Origin of the sequence: Glycomyces luteolus, assembly GCF_027622875.1 — a bacterium.
Classification (GTDB): domain Bacteria; phylum Actinomycetota; class Actinomycetes; order Mycobacteriales; family Micromonosporaceae; genus Glycomyces; species Glycomyces luteolus.
Genome location: NZ_JAPZVP010000009.1, coordinates 198,780 through 215,480, shown reverse-complemented (window position 1 = coordinate 215,480; position 16,701 = coordinate 198,780). Strand labels below are relative to the sequence as shown.

The 16,701-nt window shown below is 68.5% G+C and carries 19 protein-coding genes, 2 tRNA genes and 1 pseudogene; 8 read left to right on the top strand and 14 right to left on the bottom strand.

Going from position 1 to position 16,701, the window contains the following annotated elements; translation table 11 throughout:
* The first annotated feature begins 2 nt into the window (after positions 1-2).
* From nth to O1R50_RS13585, 7 genes are all read left to right on the top strand, one after another.
* On the top strand, positions 3-794 hold the full coding sequence (gene nth, locus O1R50_RS13615; RefSeq protein WP_270110608.1) for an endonuclease III: 792 nt from the start codon (positions 3-5) through the stop codon (positions 792-794).
* A complete protein-coding gene (locus O1R50_RS13610; RefSeq protein WP_270110606.1) occupies positions 791-1,351 on the top strand; it encodes a TlpA family protein disulfide reductase in 561 nt (186 codons plus the stop codon). The genes nth and O1R50_RS13610 overlap by 4 nt, the downstream gene beginning before the upstream one ends.
* Positions 1,348-2,001 (top strand): NUDIX hydrolase, encoded by a 654-nt coding sequence (locus O1R50_RS13605; protein WP_270110605.1) that lies wholly within the window; start codon positions 1,348-1,350, stop codon positions 1,999-2,001. The genes O1R50_RS13610 and O1R50_RS13605 overlap by 4 nt, the downstream gene beginning before the upstream one ends.
* 12 nt (positions 2,002-2,013) lie before the next feature.
* On the top strand, positions 2,014-3,210 hold the full coding sequence (locus O1R50_RS13600) for a MarP family serine protease (RefSeq protein ID WP_270110604.1): 1,197 nt from the start codon (positions 2,014-2,016) through the stop codon (positions 3,208-3,210).
* A gap of 304 nt (positions 3,211-3,514) precedes the next feature.
* Positions 3,515-4,192, top strand: a complete 678-nt coding sequence (locus tag O1R50_RS13595; RefSeq protein ID WP_030144656.1) for a Crp/Fnr family transcriptional regulator — start codon at positions 3,515-3,517, stop codon at positions 4,190-4,192.
* A 164-nt stretch (positions 4,193-4,356) separates the two neighbouring features.
* The gene (locus O1R50_RS13590) at positions 4,357-4,638 is read left to right on the top strand and encodes a F0F1 ATP synthase subunit epsilon (protein ID WP_270110601.1); all 282 of its coding nucleotides are present in this window, start codon (positions 4,357-4,359) and stop codon (positions 4,636-4,638) included.
* Between the two features lie 2 nt (positions 4,639-4,640).
* Complete coding sequence (locus tag O1R50_RS13585; protein WP_270110599.1) at positions 4,641-5,078, top strand: DUF2550 domain-containing protein; 438 nt, start codon at positions 4,641-4,643, stop codon at positions 5,076-5,078.
* Positions 5,079-5,120: 42 nt separating this feature from the next.
* On the opposite strand, the gene O1R50_RS13580 is transcribed toward O1R50_RS13585, so the two are convergent.
* The 9 genes from O1R50_RS13580 to O1R50_RS13540 all read right to left on the bottom strand — a co-directional run bounded on the left by O1R50_RS13580 (position 5,121) and on the right by O1R50_RS13540 (position 14,385).
* Positions 5,121-6,629 carry an alkaline phosphatase D family protein gene (locus tag O1R50_RS13580; protein WP_270110598.1) on the bottom strand — a complete coding sequence of 503 codons (1,509 nt, stop codon included), beginning with the start codon at positions 6,627-6,629 and terminating at the stop codon, positions 5,121-5,123.
* A gap of 187 nt (positions 6,630-6,816) precedes the next feature.
* Positions 6,817-7,044, bottom strand: a complete 228-nt coding sequence (locus O1R50_RS13575) for a helix-turn-helix transcriptional regulator (protein WP_270110597.1) — start codon at positions 7,042-7,044, stop codon at positions 6,817-6,819.
* Positions 7,045-7,048: 4 nt separating this feature from the next.
* Complete coding sequence (locus O1R50_RS13570) at positions 7,049-7,900, bottom strand: ABC transporter permease (RefSeq protein WP_270110596.1); 852 nt, start codon at positions 7,898-7,900, stop codon at positions 7,049-7,051.
* Positions 7,897-8,820 carry an ABC transporter ATP-binding protein gene (locus O1R50_RS13565; RefSeq protein ID WP_270110595.1) on the bottom strand — a complete coding sequence of 308 codons (924 nt, stop codon included), beginning with the start codon at positions 8,818-8,820 and terminating at the stop codon, positions 7,897-7,899. Before O1R50_RS13565 ends, O1R50_RS13570 begins: the two co-directional genes overlap by 4 nt.
* Positions 8,821-8,953: 133 nt before the next feature.
* Positions 8,954-9,982, bottom strand: a complete 1,029-nt coding sequence (locus O1R50_RS13560; RefSeq protein ID WP_270110594.1) for an ABC transporter permease subunit — start codon at positions 9,980-9,982, stop codon at positions 8,954-8,956.
* The gene (locus O1R50_RS13555) at positions 9,979-11,034 is read right to left on the bottom strand and encodes an ABC transporter permease (RefSeq protein WP_270110593.1); all 1,056 of its coding nucleotides are present in this window, start codon (positions 11,032-11,034) and stop codon (positions 9,979-9,981) included. The genes O1R50_RS13560 and O1R50_RS13555 overlap by 4 nt, the downstream gene beginning before the upstream one ends.
* Positions 11,031-12,551, bottom strand: a complete 1,521-nt coding sequence (locus tag O1R50_RS13550; RefSeq protein ID WP_270110592.1) for a sugar ABC transporter ATP-binding protein — start codon at positions 12,549-12,551, stop codon at positions 11,031-11,033. The genes O1R50_RS13555 and O1R50_RS13550 overlap by 4 nt, the downstream gene beginning before the upstream one ends.
* 96 nt (positions 12,552-12,647) lie before the next feature.
* Entirely contained in the window at positions 12,648-13,634 is a 987-nt protein-coding gene (locus O1R50_RS13545; protein ID WP_270110590.1) for an ABC transporter substrate-binding protein, read from the bottom strand.
* A gap of 172 nt (positions 13,635-13,806) precedes the next feature.
* Positions 13,807-14,385, bottom strand: a complete 579-nt coding sequence (locus tag O1R50_RS13540; protein WP_270110589.1) for a cob(I)yrinic acid a,c-diamide adenosyltransferase — start codon at positions 14,383-14,385, stop codon at positions 13,807-13,809.
* A gap of 24 nt (positions 14,386-14,409) precedes the next feature.
* On the opposite strand from O1R50_RS13540, the pseudogene O1R50_RS13535 reads away from it, so the two are divergent.
* Positions 14,410-15,252 (top strand): annotated as a pseudogene (locus tag O1R50_RS13535) (3-hydroxyacyl-CoA dehydrogenase family protein); the annotation flags it as partial.
* 74 nt (positions 15,253-15,326) lie between these two features.
* Here O1R50_RS13535 and O1R50_RS13530 read toward each other — a convergent pair.
* From O1R50_RS13530 to O1R50_RS13510, 5 genes are all read right to left on the bottom strand, one after another.
* Positions 15,327-15,749 carry a MaoC/PaaZ C-terminal domain-containing protein gene (locus O1R50_RS13530; RefSeq protein ID WP_270110588.1) on the bottom strand — a complete coding sequence of 141 codons (423 nt, stop codon included), beginning with the start codon at positions 15,747-15,749 and terminating at the stop codon, positions 15,327-15,329.
* Positions 15,746-16,114, bottom strand: coding sequence for an FAS1-like dehydratase domain-containing protein (locus O1R50_RS13525; protein ID WP_270110587.1), 369 nt, complete (start codon positions 16,112-16,114; stop codon positions 15,746-15,748). The genes O1R50_RS13530 and O1R50_RS13525 overlap by 4 nt, the downstream gene beginning before the upstream one ends.
* Positions 16,115-16,160: 46 nt before the next feature.
* A complete protein-coding gene (gene rpmG, locus O1R50_RS13520) occupies positions 16,161-16,328 on the bottom strand; it encodes a 50S ribosomal protein L33 (protein WP_270110586.1) in 168 nt (55 codons plus the stop codon).
* A 102-nt stretch (positions 16,329-16,430) separates the two neighbouring features.
* A tRNA-Met gene (locus tag O1R50_RS13515) sits at positions 16,431-16,502 on the bottom strand.
* 69 nt (positions 16,503-16,571) lie between these two features.
* A tRNA-Thr gene (locus O1R50_RS13510) sits at positions 16,572-16,644 on the bottom strand.
* Positions 16,645-16,701 lie beyond the last annotated feature (57 nt).

The following is a 16,701-nucleotide window of genomic DNA, read 5'->3' as shown; positions in this document are numbered from 1 at the left end:
TTATGGCTCGCAATCCCGCACCCCGAAGCGCCAGTGCGTCGAGCCGCGACGGCGGCACCGAGAGCGAGCTGGCCAAGAAGCGCCGGGCCCGCAAGATCAACCGGCTCCTGGCCGCCGCCCATCCGGACGCCGAATGCGAGCTCGACTACGCGAACCCGCTCGAGCTGGCCGTCGCCACGATCCTCTCCGCCCAGTGCACCGACGTGCGGGTGAACCTCACGACGCCGGCGCTGTTCAAGCGCTACCGCTCCGCCGCCGACTACGCCGAGGCGAACCCCGAGGAGGTCGAGGCGATCATCCGGCCGACGGGCTTCTACCGCAACAAGACCAAGTCGATCATCGGCCTCGGCAAAGCCCTCGTCGAGCACCACGGCGGCAGGCTCCCGGAGGACATGGACGCTCTGGTGAAACTCCCGGGGATCGGCCGCAAGACCGCGAACGTCATCCGCGGCAACGCCTTCGGCGCCCCCGGCATCACCGTCGACACGCACATGATCCGCATCACGAACCGGCTCGGCCTGGTCGAGGGGACCGACCCCGTGAAGCTCGAATACCAGATCCAGAAGCTCATCGAGCCGCGCGAGTGGACCATGTTCTCGCACCGGGTCATCTTCCACGGCCGCCGCGTCTGCATCGCCCGCAAGCCCGCGTGCGGCGCGTGCACCCTCGCCGCGATCTGCCCCTCGTACGGCGAGGGCCCTACGGACCCCGCCGAGGCCGCGAAACTCCTCAAGGGCGACAACGTGGACGAGCTGATCAAGCTCGCTGGCATCGAGCACGCGGTGAGCCGGTGAAGCGACTGCTGACCGCCGCTGCCGCACTGTTCTTCTTGGCGGCCTGCACGAACGAGTCCCCTGAGCCGGGCGTCACCGCCGAGAACGCGCCCGAGCCGACCTGGTCGGTCGCGTGCGCCTCCGGTTCGACCGCGATCGAAGGGGTCGGCGACCTCGAACTCGACTGCCTCGGCGACGAAGCGGCGACCGTGGTCGGCCCCGGCGAGAAGCCGCTGGTGGTGGTCCTGTGGGCCAGCTGGTGCGGGCCGTGCCAGGACGAGGCGCCGGAGGTCGAGGCGTTCTACCAGGCCTACGGCGACCAGGTCGACGTGCTCGGCGTGGACACCGCCGACACGCGCGACGCCGGACGGTCCTTCGCCGAGGCGTTCGGCATGACCTTCCCTTCCGTGTTCGATCCCGATGAGGCCGTTCGCATCGGGCTCGGCGTGCCGGGCCTGCCGGGGATCGCGTTCGTGAAACCCGACGGCACGGTCGCAGCGCTCATCGCGGAACCGGGCGTCACCGCTGAGAGCCTCACCGAGACCGCCGAGTCCGCGTTCGGTTTGGAGCCGGCATGACCGAGTCCCGCCCCGACTGGTGGCCGCCGCTCCTCAAAGCCGCCGAAGCGGCGCGCCCGCCCGTGATCGGCCGTGTCATCGCCGACCACCTCCTCCCCTACGAGGAGGCCGACGCCCGCACCGCTTCCGTCCTCGTGCTCCTCAAGGACGACGAGCACGGACCGTCGGTGCTGCTCCAGCAGCGGGCCGCGACGCTGCGCCACCACCCGGGCGAGGTCGCGTTCCCCGGCGGCGGCGCCGAACCCGGCGACGCCGACGCCGCGGCGACCGCGCTGCGCGAAGCCGCCGAGGAACTCGCCGTCGACCCCTCCACCGTCGTCATCGGACGGTCCCTCCCGACGCTCTGGATCCCCGTGTCGGGCTTCGCGGTCACGCCGGTGCTCGCTCTTTGGGCGCGCCCGCACCAGGTCGCACCGCAGGCGGCCTCCGAAGTCGCCGCCGCCCACCAGGTGCCGCTGCCGCTTCTGGCCGACCCGGCCTCGCGGGGCACCGTCCCGTTCCCGTCGGGCCGCAGCGGCCCGGGCTTCCAGATCGCAGGCGTGCCCTTGATTTGGGGCTTCACCGCCGGGGTACTGTCGTGGCTGCTGGACCTGGGCGGCTGGGCCCGCCCCTGGGACACCGGCCGGACGATGGAGCTCGAACGGCACTGAACGGAGGGGCGGATGGAGCCGACCAGTGCGGGACTCCTCGTCGATGTCGTGATCGTGCTGCTGGCGCTCCTGTTCGCCGTCAACGGCTACCGCGAAGGCTTCATCGCCTCGGCGACCACGTTCATCGGCTTCCTCGGCGGAGCGATCCTCGGCATCCAGATCGCGCCGTTCGCGGCCGACTTCTACACCGAGGCGCTCGCGAAGCTCATCGCCTCGCTCCTCGTCGTCTTCGCACTCGCCTTGGGCGGCATGGCACTCGCCACCTCCCTCGGTTACAAGCTCCGCAGGCGACTGCGCACGGACGGCTCCAAGCGGATCGACCACCTCGCCGGGCCCGTCGTCTCGGTCGCCGCGGTCCTCCTGGTCACCTGGGTCGCGGCCGCGCCCCTAGCGAACTCCTCGATGCCCGCGGTCGCCTCGGCGGTGCGCAACTCGAGCCTCGTGAGCGGCATCGACGAGTACATGCCCGAGGCCGTCAAAGGCGTCTACGAGTCGATGCGCGAATCGCTCAACACCTCCGGGATGCCGGACGTGTTCTCCGGCCTCGACCCGACCGAGGCCCGCTCGGTCGAACCGCCCGACCCGGAGCTCGCGGCGTCCGGCGTGGTCGTGAACGCCGAGGACTCGGTCCTCAAGGTCCACGGTTCCGCGCCGTCCTGCGACCGCCAGATCGAGGGCTCGAGCTTCGTCTACGACGACGGCCTCGTCGCCACGAACGCGCACGTCGTCGCCGGGACCGAGCACGTGCAGGTCGAATCCGACGGAGACCTGTACGACGCCGAGGTGATCGTGTTCGAGCCCGAGAAGGACCTCGCGATCCTGTCCGTCCCCGATCTGGACGCCGAGCCGCTGCCGCTCCAGTCGGCGACCGCCGCCACCGGCGACGACGCGATCGTCCTCGGCTACCCCGCGGGCGGCCCCTACACGGCGACGGCCGCGCGCGTGCGCGAAGCGCGGATCGTCACCGGCCCCGACATCTACGACTCCGGCACCGTCACGCGCGAGGTCTACCAGCTGTACGCGCACATCATCGGCGGCAATTCCGGCGGTCCCCTGCTCAACCCGCAAGGCGAGGTGATCGGTGTCATCTTCGCCGCCGCCGTCGACGACCCGGAGACCGGTTACGCGCTGACCATGGGCGAGTCCGCGCCTGTCCTGGAGGCGGGACGGTCCGCTTCCGGTCCCGTCGGCACCGGATCCTGCACCTGATCTGTGGGTTCCTGTGGGATTACGCCATTGCCTGATACTGGGCGTGGCGTCACATTGCAGGTAGGCTGTACCGGTCGCTGTCGACGCTTTCCGTTATCCGGAACGAATACCCTGCTGAGACAGCGTGGTGAGTCTCTCGCGGTGACGCTCGGAACCGACGGAACGCATTCATTCGGATACGAATGTCGATTCCGGCGTCTACGTGCGCATGTGGATTTACGGGGGTCTCGCTCCCGCAATGCGGACAAGAGGCATAGACTCAGTACTTGCACTAGCGGTGCGTTGAAGAAAGGTGCGAACGGACATGGAAGATGTATTGGCCAGGGCCGCCCTGTTCAAGGGCGTAGACCCCGAAGCTGTCGAGTCGCTCATCAAAGAGATGGAGTACATCGACGTCAACAAGGGCCAGACTGTCTTCACCGAGAACGAGCCGGGTGACAGTCTGTACATCGTCATGTCCGGGAAGGTGAAGCTCGGCCGCCGCTCGGCCGACGGCCGCCAGAACCTGATCGCGGTGATGGGCCCGTCCGACATGGTCGGCGAACTCGCGCTGTTCGACCCCGGTCCCCGCACCGCCACCGCCACCGCTCTGACCGACACCCGCCTGGCCCGCCTGTCGAAGACCGCGCTGCGCCCCTGGCTCGCCAACCGGCCCGAGATCGCCGAGCAGCTGCTGCGCGTGATAGCACGCCGGCTGCGTCGCACGAACGACTCGATGGCGGACCTCATCTTCACCGACGTCCCCGGTCGCGTCGCGAAAGCCCTGCTGCACATGGCGAGCCGCTTCGGCACCCGCGACGGCGGCGTCCTGCGCGTCACCCACGACCTCACCCAGGAAGAGCTGGCCCAGCTGGTCGGCGCCTCCCGCGAGACCGTGAACAAGGCCCTGGCTGATTTCGCCGGGCGCGGCTGGCTGCGCCTGGACGGCAAGAGCGTGATCATCATGGACCCCGAGCGTTTGGCTCGCCGGGCCCGCGTGTAACCCTCACGAATGATTCTTGGGCCCTCGGCATCGCCGGGGGCCTTCATCCTTTCCCCAGCCAGTGCCGGTGATCACCCGCTCCTCCGCCCTTGGGCGATTCGACGTTCGCACCCGCGTCCGTCTAGACTTCCGGTAACCATCCCGGAGTCTGCTGAAGGAGCGTTGTGGCAGGGCAACTGAACGTCCAAGTGGTAGCAGTCGAGTCGCAGGTGTGGTCCGGTGCGGCCAAGGCCGTGTACGCGCGCACCACCGAAGGCGAACTGGGCATCCTCCCGAACCACCAGCCGCTGCTCGGCGAGCTGCGCATCGGCAGCACCGTACGGGTGCAGCCGGTCGACGGCGCCGAACTGGCCTGGCAGATCGAGGGCGGCTTCCTGTCGGTGACCACCGACGGGGTCACCATCCTCGCCGAGACCGCCGAGGCGGTCGCCCCCGCTTCGGCGTAGCCATGCTGAAGGCACTGCTCGTCGTCGCCGCGCTGGCGGCGGCCGTCGCGGTGTTCTTGGTGCTGACCTACGTCCGCCGCTCCTTCCTGTCCCGCTCGGGCTCAGTGGCCATGGCCGCCAGGCTCTCCCGGCACATGGAGGGGCGCGGCTGGGCCCCCGGCTTCGCGGTCTACGAGCGGGGCACGCTCCGCTGGTACCGGATGTTCTCCCTCGCGTTCGGGCCCCGCTATTCGCTGCTGCGCCATGACGTCCAGGTCGCTGAGCGCCGCAAGCCCGTCGGTCCCGAAGCGCAGATCTTCCCGCCCGAAGTGGCGATCCTGCGCTGCAAGAGCGCTTCGGGCGAAGTGGAGCTCGCGATGACCACCTCGGCGGTCACCGGGTTCCTCTCCTGGCTCGAAGCGGCCCCGCCCGGGGCCGAGTTCTATTCGGGCCGCAACTGAAACGACGCGCCTCCTCCGGTGACCGGAGGAGGCGCCCTCGTGCTATGCGGCCGGTTCGAGCGTCTTCAGGAACAGCGTGTTCCCGTCGAGGTCCTTGAGCGCCACGGTGAGCATCTCGGTCTCGGCGTCGATGCCGACCTCGCCGAAGAACTGGTAACCCAGCGCCGGCGGCGTGTTCGCGGCCGGAGGCGCCTGCACGAACACCGCTTCGGGGCCGAAGGTCGCATCGAGCTTGTTGGGCCCGAAGGCACCCGCGTTGAGCGGCCCGGACACGAACTCCCAGAACGGGTCGAAGTCCTGGAACACGGCCCGGTCGGGGCTGTAGTGGTGGGCCGCGGTGTAGTGCACGTCGGCGGTCAGCCACACCATGTTCTTGACGCCCCGGCTCTTCGCGTACGAGAGCAGGTCCGCGATCTCGGCCTCGCGGCCACCGGGGGCGCCGCCGGTGCCGTTCGAGACGCCTTCCTGAGCGCCTGCGCCGTCGCCCACGATGAGCCCGATCGGCAGGTCCGCCGCGATGACTTTCCACGTGGCCTTGGAGCGGCGCAGTTCGCGCTTGAGCCATTCGAGCTGGGCGGCGCCGAGGACCTCGCCGGGCGCGGTGTCGGCGTCCGGGTTGGCGCTCTTGAAGGTCCGCATGTCGAGCACGAACACGTCGAGGAGCGGGCCGTAGGCGATCTTGCGGTAGATGCGGCCGTCGGCGTCCGTGGCGCCGAAACCGCCGGGCGTGTACTCGGCGAACGCCTGGCGGGCCCGCGCGGCGAGCACGTCGACGTTCTTCTCGGTGTACTGCGGCAGGTCGAGGATCTCGCCGGGGTACCAGTTGTTGACGACTTCGTGGTCGTCCCACTGGTTCACCATGGGCACCTGCGCGAGGAACGCGCGGAGGTTCTCGTCGATGAGGTTGTACTTGAACTGGCCGCGGTACTCGTCGAGGGTCTCGGCGACCTTGGACTTCTCGGCGGTCACGGTGTTCTTCCACGTGGTGCCGTCCGGCAGCTCGACGGATTCGACGATCGGCCCGTCGGCGTACACGAAGTCGCCCGAGCAGAGGAAGAAGTCCGGCTCGGCGTCCGCCATGGCCTGGAAGATCCGGAAGCCGCCGAACTCGGGGTTGATCCCCCAGCCCTGCCCGGCGAGGTCGCCGGACCACTGGAAGCGGATGTCGGCCGGTTCGCATGCGGCCGTGGCGAACGAGCCTTCGAGCGGCTCGGAGTCGCGCTCGCCTTCGGCGGTGATCCGGTAGTGGTAACGCTGGCCCGGGCGCAGGCCATTGAGCTTCAGCTTCCCGGTGAAGTCGCTGTCCGCGGTGAGCGCGGGGCCTTCGATCGTCCTGGCGTGCTTGAAGTCCGGGCGCGTGGCGAGCTCGACCCGCATCCGGGAGCCGCGGTCGGCGCGCGTCCACAGGATCGCGCCGCGGTCGGTCACGTCACCGGACTGGACGCCGTGGGTGAGCTGGGGACGCGAGGCGGCGTACGAGATCCCGGGAGTCCCGAGAAGGATCGCGCCGCCCGCCCCGGCGGCGAGCAGCCGCCGACGGTGAATCTGCACTTGTGCTCTCCAAAAACCGTGGGGTTCGATGAACAAGCCTCACCCAACCAGCCGAGGACGACCTCGAGGTGGCGACGGCGTGAACAAAGGGGCCCCGCTCCTGGGCCGGCTTTCGCCGTGGTGTTGCCCGGGGGCGGGGCCGGAGTGCGGTCGCGGGTGTTTTCTCGGGTTCGCCGACCGGCTGGTATCAGGCGCCGATGCGCGGGAAGGGCTTCGTCGAGAAGACCACTTCCACCGGCACTTCGAAGTACTCGGCGAGTTTCAGGGCGAGATGGAGGCTCGGGCTGTATTCGCCGCGTTCGAGGTAGCCGACGGTCTGGTAGTGGACGCCGAGGGCGTCGGCCAGCTGGCGCCGCGAGACGCCCCGTTCGGCACGCAGCATCGCGATCCGGTTGTAGACCTCGTCCCCCGCCATGGCGCTAACCCCACTGCTTCTGCATCTCGGCGCGGCGCTCGGCCACCGCCGAACCGGACTCGCGGCGCGCCATGCGCCGCAGCAGCTTCGGCGCCAGCGCCAGCGACGCGACCGCCCATGCGGCGAGCACCGCGAACATCGTCACCGTGCGCCATTCGCCGCCGATCTCCACGGCCGCCATCGCATCGGGCAGCATGGCGTGGCGCATCCCCAGGCCCATCCAGTACATCGGGAAGGCCTGTCCGATCGCCTGGAGCCAGTCCGGCAGCGCGGTGATCGGGTAGAAGATCCCGGAGATCGCCACCGAGCCCATGACCGGGAGCATCACCAGCCCCATGTTCTTGGGGTTGTTGACGAGCGCACCGAGCACGGCGCCCAGCGGGAGGGTCGTCACGATGCCCATGACGACGACGGCGAGGAACAGCAGCCACCGGTCGGGGCTGTCGAAGTCGAGCTCGTCGAAGAGCACCAGGCCCGCCGCGAGCATCACCGCCACGGAGGCGAGCACGAACATCGCCGTCGAGACGACGTGCCCGATCAGGTAGCCGGTCATGCCGCCGGGCATCGACTTGGCGCGCAGCAGCGTGCCGTTGGTGCGGTCCATCGACAGTGTGCCGACGATGCCCATGATGCCGCCGAAGACGACGTTCATGCCGATGAGGCTCGGCATGTTCATGGAGCCCAAGGAGACCGGAGCGCCCTCGAATTCGGCGCCGCGCATGAAGACGAGGACGAGGACGGCGATCGCCATGGGCATCAGGTAGCCCATCAGGTCGCTGACGGAGGTCAGGGAGATGCGGGTCTCGATGAGGCCGCGCTTCCAGCCGGTCTTGTATTCGTGGAGTGCGGTGTTCACGTCGTGACCTCCTTGAAGGCGTCGACGGCCGTTTCGGCTTCGCCCGCTTCGAACTTGGCGACGAGGGTCAGGTAGGCGTCCTCGAGGCTGGCGCGGTGCACTTCGAGGTCGGTGACCGTCCCGCCGTCGGTGGCGAGGAGCTGGCGGACGAAGTCGGTGGCGTCGTCGGTGGCGTGGATCTGGAGGCGCCCGTCCTGGATCCACTTGATCTCGGCGGTCGTGGCGGCGGACCGGGCGAGCTTGTCCGGTGAGCCGTCGGCGATGATGCGTCCTCCGGCGAGGATGAGGATGCGCTCGGCGAGCTTCTCGGCTTCGTCGAGGTCGTGGGTGGTCAGCAGGATCGTGGTGCCGTCGAGGTCGGTGAGCCGGTGGATGAGCTCGTGGAACTCGCGCCGCGCGTGCGGGTCGAAGCCGGTGGTCGGCTCGTCGAGGAAGAGGAGCGCGGGGCGGCCGATGATGCCGAGGGCGACGTCGAGGCGGCGGCGCTGGCCGCCTGAGAGCGTCTGGACCCGCTGGGAGGCTTGGGCGGTGAGGCCGACCAGGTCGAGCAGTGCGTCGGCGTCCCAGGGGTCGGCGTACGGGAGGTAGTACTCGCCGAAGTGCCGGAGGAGGTCGCGGACCTTCCATTTGCCGTTGTCGCGCCATTCCTGGAGCACGATGCCGAGCCCGGCCCGCCAGGCCTCGCCGCCGTTGACGGGGTCGACGCCGAGGACGCGCACGTCGCCGCCGGAGCGGGCCCGGAAGCCTTCGAGGATCTCGATGGTGGTGGTCTTGCCGGCACCGTTGGGGCCGAGCAGGGCGGTGACGCCGCCGGGTTCGATCTCGAGGTCGAGCCCGGTGAGCACGTCCTTGTCGCCGTAGCGCATCCGCAGGTCGGATACGGCGATGGCGGGCCCGTCGCAAGCCGGGGGGTGTCCCATCTTCATCTCCGTCGCATGAGTTCATTCATTGATAGCACACATACTACATCTCGCCGCAGAACTCTGCCAATCCGTATAGCGACGAGGGCCGCCCACCATCGGTGAGCGGCCCTCGCGGTGCGGAGAGTGTTGCCTAGGTGCGCCGCTTCTCGCCCGAGCGGGCGAGCACGCGCTGCAGGAGGATGAAGGCGAGCAGGAGCACGCCCATCACGATCCGCGCCCACCACGAGGAGAGCCCCCCGTGGAAGGCGATGAGCGTGTTGAGCAGGCCCCAGACCATGACGCCGGCGACGGTGCCGAGCACGAACCCGGCGCCGCCGGTGAGCAGCGTCCCGCCGATGACCACGGCGGCGATCGCGTCGAGTTCGGCGCCGACGTTGGCGAGCGGGTTGGCGCTCTTGGTCGCGAACGCGGCCAGCACCCCCGCGAGGGAGGCGCAGAACCCGCTCACGGCGTATACGCCGATCTTGGTGCGCGCCACCGGAAGCCCCATGAGCAGCGCGGACTGCTCCGAGCCGCCGATGGCGTAGACGCCGCGCCCGAACCGGGTGTAGTGGAGGATCACGAACGCCACGATGACGACCGCGAACGCCACGAACGAGAGGTACGGCAGCCAGAAGCCGCCGTCGCGGACCTTTCCGCCGAACTCGACGTGGGTCATGCCCCACTGCCAGAAGTCGACCTCGCGCATGGAGACGTCGGTGTCGGAGATCTGGAGCGTCAGACCCCGGAAGAGGAAGAGCCCCACCAGGGTCGCGATGAACGGCTGCACGTTGAAGTAGTGGATGACCGCCCCGATGAGCAGCCCCCACAGCGTGCCGAAGGCCAGCACCAGCACCATCGCCAGCGGCGCCGAGATCCCCGCGTCCACGGTGAGCCACGCGCACGCCATCGTCGAGAAGGCCATCACCGAGCCCACGGAGAGGTCGATGCCCCCCGAGAGGATCACGAAGGTCATGCCGACGGCGATGACCAGCAGCGGCGCGTAGTCGATGAAGAGCCCGGCGATGACCTGGGCGCTGTCGAAGTTCTTGAAGTTGGCGATGCCGCCGAGGTACATCACGATCAGGAGCGCGACGGTGGCGCCGATCGGGATGTACTTGGTGAGGCCGTCGAACAGCGTCGAGCGCGCCGGGCGCTCGGTCAGTGTCTCGGTGGTCATTTGGCCGGGACCTCCTCGGCGGGCGCGGGCGCCGGCGCGGCGGCTTCCGGCTTCGGCTTGAACGGCTTCAGGATCCAGCCCCGGAACTCGGGGCTCTGCAGCAGCGCGACGGCGAAGACCACGATGGCCTTCGCGGTGAACTGCCACTGGCTCGAGAGGCCGACGTTGATGATGGTGTCCTCGAGCGTCCCGATGATCACGACGCCGATGGTGGTGCCCAGCAGGTAGAACCGGCCGCCGAGGAGCGCGGTGCCGCCGATGACCACGGCGAGGATCGCGTCGAGCTCGATCCACAGGCCGCCGTTGTTGGCGTCGGCGCTGCCGAGGTTGGCCGCGCCGATGAGCCCGGCGAGGCCGGCGCACAGCCCGCAGACGAGGTACACCAGGACGGTGATGCCCTTGGAGCGGATGCCCGCGAGGCGGCTCGCCTCGGGGTTGCCGCCGACCGATTCGAGCAGCAGGCCCAGGGCGGTCTTGCGGGTGAGCAGCGCGATCGCGACGAACACGAGCGCGGCGATCCAGATCGGCAGCGGGATCGTGAAGATCTCGCCGCGGCCGAGCTGCGTGAACGGGCTCGAGTCCTGGACCTTCGGGATCTGCCCGCCGGTGATGAGCTGGGCGATGCCGCGCCCGGCGATCATGAGGATCAGCGTGGCGACGATCGGCTGGATGCCGAAGTACGCCACCATGGTCCCGTTCCACGCGCCGATGACGGCGGTGACGACGAGCGCGAGGGCCACGGCGGAGAAGATGAGGCCCGCCGCGGACTGGTCCTCCTGGCCGATGATCATCTGGCAGGCGATGGCCGCGCCGATGGCGTACACGGCGCCGACCGAGAGGTCGATGCCCTTGGTGGCGATGACGAGCGTCATGCCGAGCGCGATCAGCATCAGCGGCGCGGAGCGGCGCAGGATGTTGACGAACGCGCCGCCGAGGCGGCCGTCGTTGACGCTCGGGATGATGAAGTCGATGCCGGTGGCGGCGATGTTGACGACGATGAGCGCCACCAGGATCAGGACCGGCCACATGAGGCGTTTCGCGTAGGAGTTCATCGCTCGCCGCCCTTCGCCACGATGGTGTCGACGATCTTCTCAGTGGTCATGTCGGCCTCGGATTCGAGCACGGCGATGAGGTCGCGGTCGCGCAGGACCGCGATCCGGTCGGACAGGCGCGTGACCTCGTCGAGTTCGGCGGAGACGAACAGGACCGCCATGCCATCGGCCGAGAGCTCGGCGACGAGCTTCTGGATGTCGGCCTTGGCGCCCACGTCGATGCCGCGCGTGGGCTCATCGAGGATGAGCAGCTTCGGTTCGATGAGCATCCAGCGGGCGAGCAGCACCTTCTGCTGGTTGCCGCCCGAGAGGTTCTTGACGGGCATGTCCGGGTTCGCGGGCCGGATGTCGAGTTTCTCGATGAACTCGGCGACGAGCTTGTCGCGGCGGGCCACCGGAATCGACCGGGCCCAGCCCCTCGAAGCCTGCATCGCCAGGATCATGTTCTCGGCGACCGTCAGATCGCCCACGAGGCCTTCGGTCTTGCGGTTCTCCGGGCAGTACGCGATGCCGCGGGCGGAGGCGGTGCGCGGGTTGTGGCCGCCCACCTTCGCGCCGTCGAAGGACAGCGACCCGGAGTCGGCGCGGTCGGCTCCGGCGATGAGCCGGATGGTCTCGGTGCGCCCGGAGCCGAGCAGACCGGCCAGGCCCACGACCTCGCCGCGGCGGACGTCGAGGTCGTACGGCGCGATCGAGCCCTTGCGGCCCAGGCCGACCGCTTGGACCAGCGGCGTCTCGTCGGCGACGTGGTGCGCGGCGGCGGCCCGCTCGATCTGCTCCAGGACGACGGCCTCGCGGCCGAGCATGTGCCCGATGAGCTCGTTCTCGGGCAGGTCCGCGGTGGCCCATTCGCCGACGAGCTTCCCGTTGCGCAGCACCGTCATCCGGTCGGAGATCTCGTAGACCTGCTCGAGGAAGTGGGAGATGAACACCATCGCGGTGCCGTTCGCGGCGAGGCGGCGCATGACGCCGAGGAGGACGGCCACCTCGTCGCGGTCGAGCGAGGAGGTCGGCTCGTCCAGGATGAGGACCTTCGCCTCGATGTCGACGGCGCGGGCGATCGCGACCAGCTGCTGCATGGCGATCGAGTAGGACGACAGCGGCGCGGCGACGTTGAGGTCGATGCCGATGTCGTCCAGGAGCGCTTTGGCCTTGCGGCGCATGGCGCGGAAGTTGATGAACGGGCCGAGCCGCGGCTCGCGCCCGGCGAAGAGGTTTTCGGCCACCGACAGGTTGTCGGTGAGGTTGACCTCTTGGTAGACGGTGGAGATGCCGGCGGCCTGGGCCGCGCCCGGGGAATGGAAGCGGACGCTCTTCCCGTCGAGCAGGATATCGCCGGCGTCCGGAGTGTGGACGCCCGTCAAAACCTTGATCAAAGTGGACTTACCGGCACCGTTCTCACCCATGACGGCGTGGATCTCTCCTGGCCTGAGGGTGAAGTCCACGCCGTCGAGGGCGCGGACACCGGTGAAGTCCTTCCTGATCCCGGTCATCTGGACGATCGGGTCGTCAGACATGGGATTCGACCTTCGCTGTGCGGTTGGAGGGTGGCTCTGGGGATGCCTGCGTCCGGGCGGACCTCGCGGCCCGCCCGGACGTGGGGAGAGTGCCGATTAGAACTGGCGGTTCGGGAGCTCGGCCTCGAACTGGGTGGCGTCGAAGACGCCCTCCTCGACCGGGGTGAACTTCTCGACCTCGTCGCCGGCCACGACCGACTCGAGGACGTCCATCAGCTGGGGACCGAACGCGGGGTTGCACTCGACGATGTAGTTGACCTTGCCGTCGACACCGGCCTGGAAGCCGGCCTTGGAGCCGTCCACGATGATGATCTGGATGTCCTTGCCCGGGACCTTGCCGGCCTCTTCGATGGCCTGGATGGCGCCGAGGCCCATCTCGTCGTTGTGGGCGTAGAGCAGGTCGATGCCGTCGAGGCCGTGGGTGGTGATGAAGGTTTCCATCACGGCCTTGCCCTCTTCAGCGGTGAAGTTGCCCGACTGGGAGTCGACGATCTCGTAGTTCAGGCCCTCGGAGTCGAGGACCTCGAAGAAGCCGGACTTGCGGTCGTTCGCGGGAGCCGAGCCGGTGGTGCCCTGCAGCTCGAGGATCCGGGTGCCGTCGGCGTCGGCGGCGAACGTCTCGGCCGCCCACGCGCCGGCCTTGCGGCCTTCCTCGGCGAAGTCCGAGCCCAGACGGGTCACGTACAGGTCCTCGTCGGCCGCTTCGACGCCGCGGTCGGCCAGGACGACGGGAATGCCGGCGTCTTCGGCCTCTTGGAGCACGTCCGTCCAGCCGGTTTCGACCACCGGTGCCAGGACGATGACGTCAACCTGCTGGTTGATGAAACCGCGGACGGCTTCGATCTGCTTCTCCTGGTCCTGCTGAGCGTCGTTGAACTTCAGTTCGTGGCCCGCGGCCTCGGCCGCGTCCTGGATCGACTTCGAGTTGGCGGTGCGCCACGCGGATTCGGCGCCGACCTGGGCGAAGCCGATGACGAGGCTGCCGTCGTCGCCGCCGTCGGAGCCGCCGTCACCGCCTCCGCAGGCGGTGAGACCGAAGAGGAGCGCACCGGCGCCGATGCCGGCAAGAGCTTTCTTGAACACGTTGGGGGTCGCCTTTCAAGCGTGTTGAATACGAGGGTTCTGGATATTTGCGTGAACGCATGTTACCGCTCATATCCTGGCTCGTGTTATCGCTATCGTCAAGCTGTAAAGGTGTTGTCAAGGGGTAACGATTTCGCAACACGGCGGAGAATCCGCAGGTTGGATAGCGGTATCAGGCCGAGCCGCGGGGCCGCCACAGTACGTCCCCGCCCGGATTCGACTTTCGGGCGAGCACGAACAGCAGGTCCGAAAGCCGGTTCAAGTAGGTGACCGGCACGGCGTGCGTAGTGTCCGGCTCGGCGTCGAGGAGCGCCCACACCGAGCGCTCGGCCCGGCGCGCCACCGTGCATGCCTGGTGCAGCAGCGCCGCCCCCGGGGTGCCGCCGCGCAGGATGAACGACCGCAGCGCCTCCAGATCGGCGTTGCACTCGTCGATCCAGCCCTCCAGACGGGTCACATAGGACTCGTCGATGCGGAGCGGCGGGTGCTTCGGGTTCTCGGACACCGGGGTCGAGAGATCCGCGCCCACATCGAACAGATCGTTCTGGACCGCGAGGAGGATCTCCTGCTCGCGATCGCCGATCGCGCCCGCGTGCAGCGCGAGCGCGGATCCGATGACCGCGTTGACTTCGTCGACGTCGCCGTAGGCCGCGAGCCTGACATGCGTCTTGGGGACGCGCGAGAAGTCGGCGAGACCGGTAGTGCCGTCATCGCCCGTCTTCGTATAAATCCTGGTTAGATTGACCGCCATGCACCGACCATATAGCCTCGCCCCATGGCAAAAACCACGGTTATCGGTTCGGGACTCATGGGTTCCGGGATCGCACAGGTCACGAGCCTGGGCGGTTGGGACGTCACGTTGATCGACACGGACCTCGGCGCGCTGGACCGCGCGCAGGCCGCGATCCGCAACTCGCTGGACCGCTTCGTCGCCAAGGAGAAGGTCTCCACCGCGGAGGCCGAGGCCGCCCAGGAGCGGATCACCGTCTCGACGGACCTCGAAGCGGCCGCCGGCTCGGCGATCGTCGTCGAGGCCGTCTTCGAGCGCCTCGCGGTCAAGCAGGAGGTCTTCCGGAAGCTCTCCGCGGTCTGCTCGCCCGAGACCGTCCTCGCGACGAACACCTCGGCCATCCCGATCACGGAGATCGCGGCCGCCGCGACCCATCCCGAACGCGTCGTCGGCACCCACTTCTTCTCGCCGGTGCCCATGATGCAGCTCTGCGAACTCGTGCGCGGCATCCACACCAGCGACGAGGCGCTCGCGACCGCCCGCCGCTTCGCCGAGTCCGCCGGGAAGACCTGCGTGGTCGTCAACCGCGACGTAGCCGGGTTCGCCACCACGCGCCTCATCTGCGCCTTCGTGAACGAAGCGGCCCGGCTCGTGGAGGACGGCGTGATCTCCCCCGAAGACCTCGACACCGCCTGCCGACTCGGCTTCGGCCACCCGATGGGCCCGCTCGCCACCGCCGACCTCACCGGCATCGACGTGATCACGCACGCGACCGAGAACATCTACGAGGACACGGCCGACCCGAAGTTCTTCCCGCCCGCACTGCTGCGCCGCCTCGTCGCGGCCGGCGAGATCGGCCGCAAGAGCGGCAAGGGATTCTTCGACTACAGCGAGTTATCCACAGGCCTGTGGATACACCAAGACGGCGCTGACCTGCTGGTCAGCGCCGATTTTTCGGTGGCTTACCCCTTCGCGACGAGTGTCGCGCGGGCCGGTGCCAGCACCTTCTCGCCGGCGCTCGTCACGGTCATCGCGAGTTCGACCGAGGTCTCGTCGAGCTTGCGGACCTTGCCTTCCACGACCACTTCGGCACCGCCGTCGGCGGGCACGACCACGGGCTTGGCGAAGCGCGCGGAGAAGTCGGTGAGGGTCGCGTCGATCCCGGCGCCGCTCGCCCACTCGCGCACCGCGCGGGAGACCAGGCCCATGGTGTACATGCCGTGGGCGATCACGTCGGGGAGCCCGGCGGCCTTGGCCGCGGCCTCGTCCTGGTGGATCGGGTTCTGGTCCCCGGAGGCGTCGGCGTAGACGACGAGGTCGGCCCGCGTGACGGGGAACGTCGCGGTGAACACGGTCTCGCCGACGGTCAGTCCGCTCAGGCTCATACGGGGTCTCCAGCCACGAACAAGGTGGTCCACACCTCGGCGGCCAGGCCCTCGGCATCGGTGACGTCGGTGCGCAGCGCGAGGAGGTCGTTCCCGGCGACGGACTTGATCGACTCGATCGTCGAGGCGCACGACACGGCGGCGCCCGCCCGCAGCTCGCGGTGGTACGCGAAACGCTGCTCGCGGTGCAGGACGCGGCTCCAGTCGAGCCCGAATTCGGGGTCGTCGATGAGCCGCTCCGCCGCGGGCAGCGTGAGCGATATCAAGAATGTAGGCGGAACCGTTCCGTCGTCGTCCAGACCGAGGGCCTGGGCGAAACGGGTCACCGAATCGGGGGTGATCACCACCGGTTCAGTGGGCGGCAAGGACCGGCCTGCATACGAAGCGTTGAGCATGTACCGGGAAGCGGGTCTAGCGGGTCTCTTTGTGAGTCCGCGAAACCTTGCACTTCGGGCAGTACTTCTTGAGCTCGAGCCGGTCGGGGTGGTTCCGCCGGTTCTTCTTCGTGACGTAGTTGCGCTCCTTGCACTCCACGCACGCCATGGTGATCTTGGGGCGGACGTCAGTAGCCTTGGCCACGATGAGTGCCTTCCTCTAACTCGACCCGCCGGAGTGCGGACCGTTCCTTGAACAAAACAAAGCGTCGACCAGCGTATCTCGGTGGTCGACGCTTTACAAAAGTAGCGATGGGCAGGATCGAACTGCCGACACAACGATTATGAGTCGTTTGCTCTACCACTGAGCTACACCGCCGTGCGCTCACTGCCTACAGATGGCTCTGTGTGAGCAGTACAGCACTCGAATGGTTCTTGAGTGCTTCCGAGCCCCCATGCGGAATCGAACCGCAGACCTTCTCCTTACCATGGAGACGCTCTACCGACTGAGCTATAGGGGCGTTCGCAAGGCTTCCCTCGCGGCCTTGACAAGAGTACATGACGGGCCGCCCAGAACG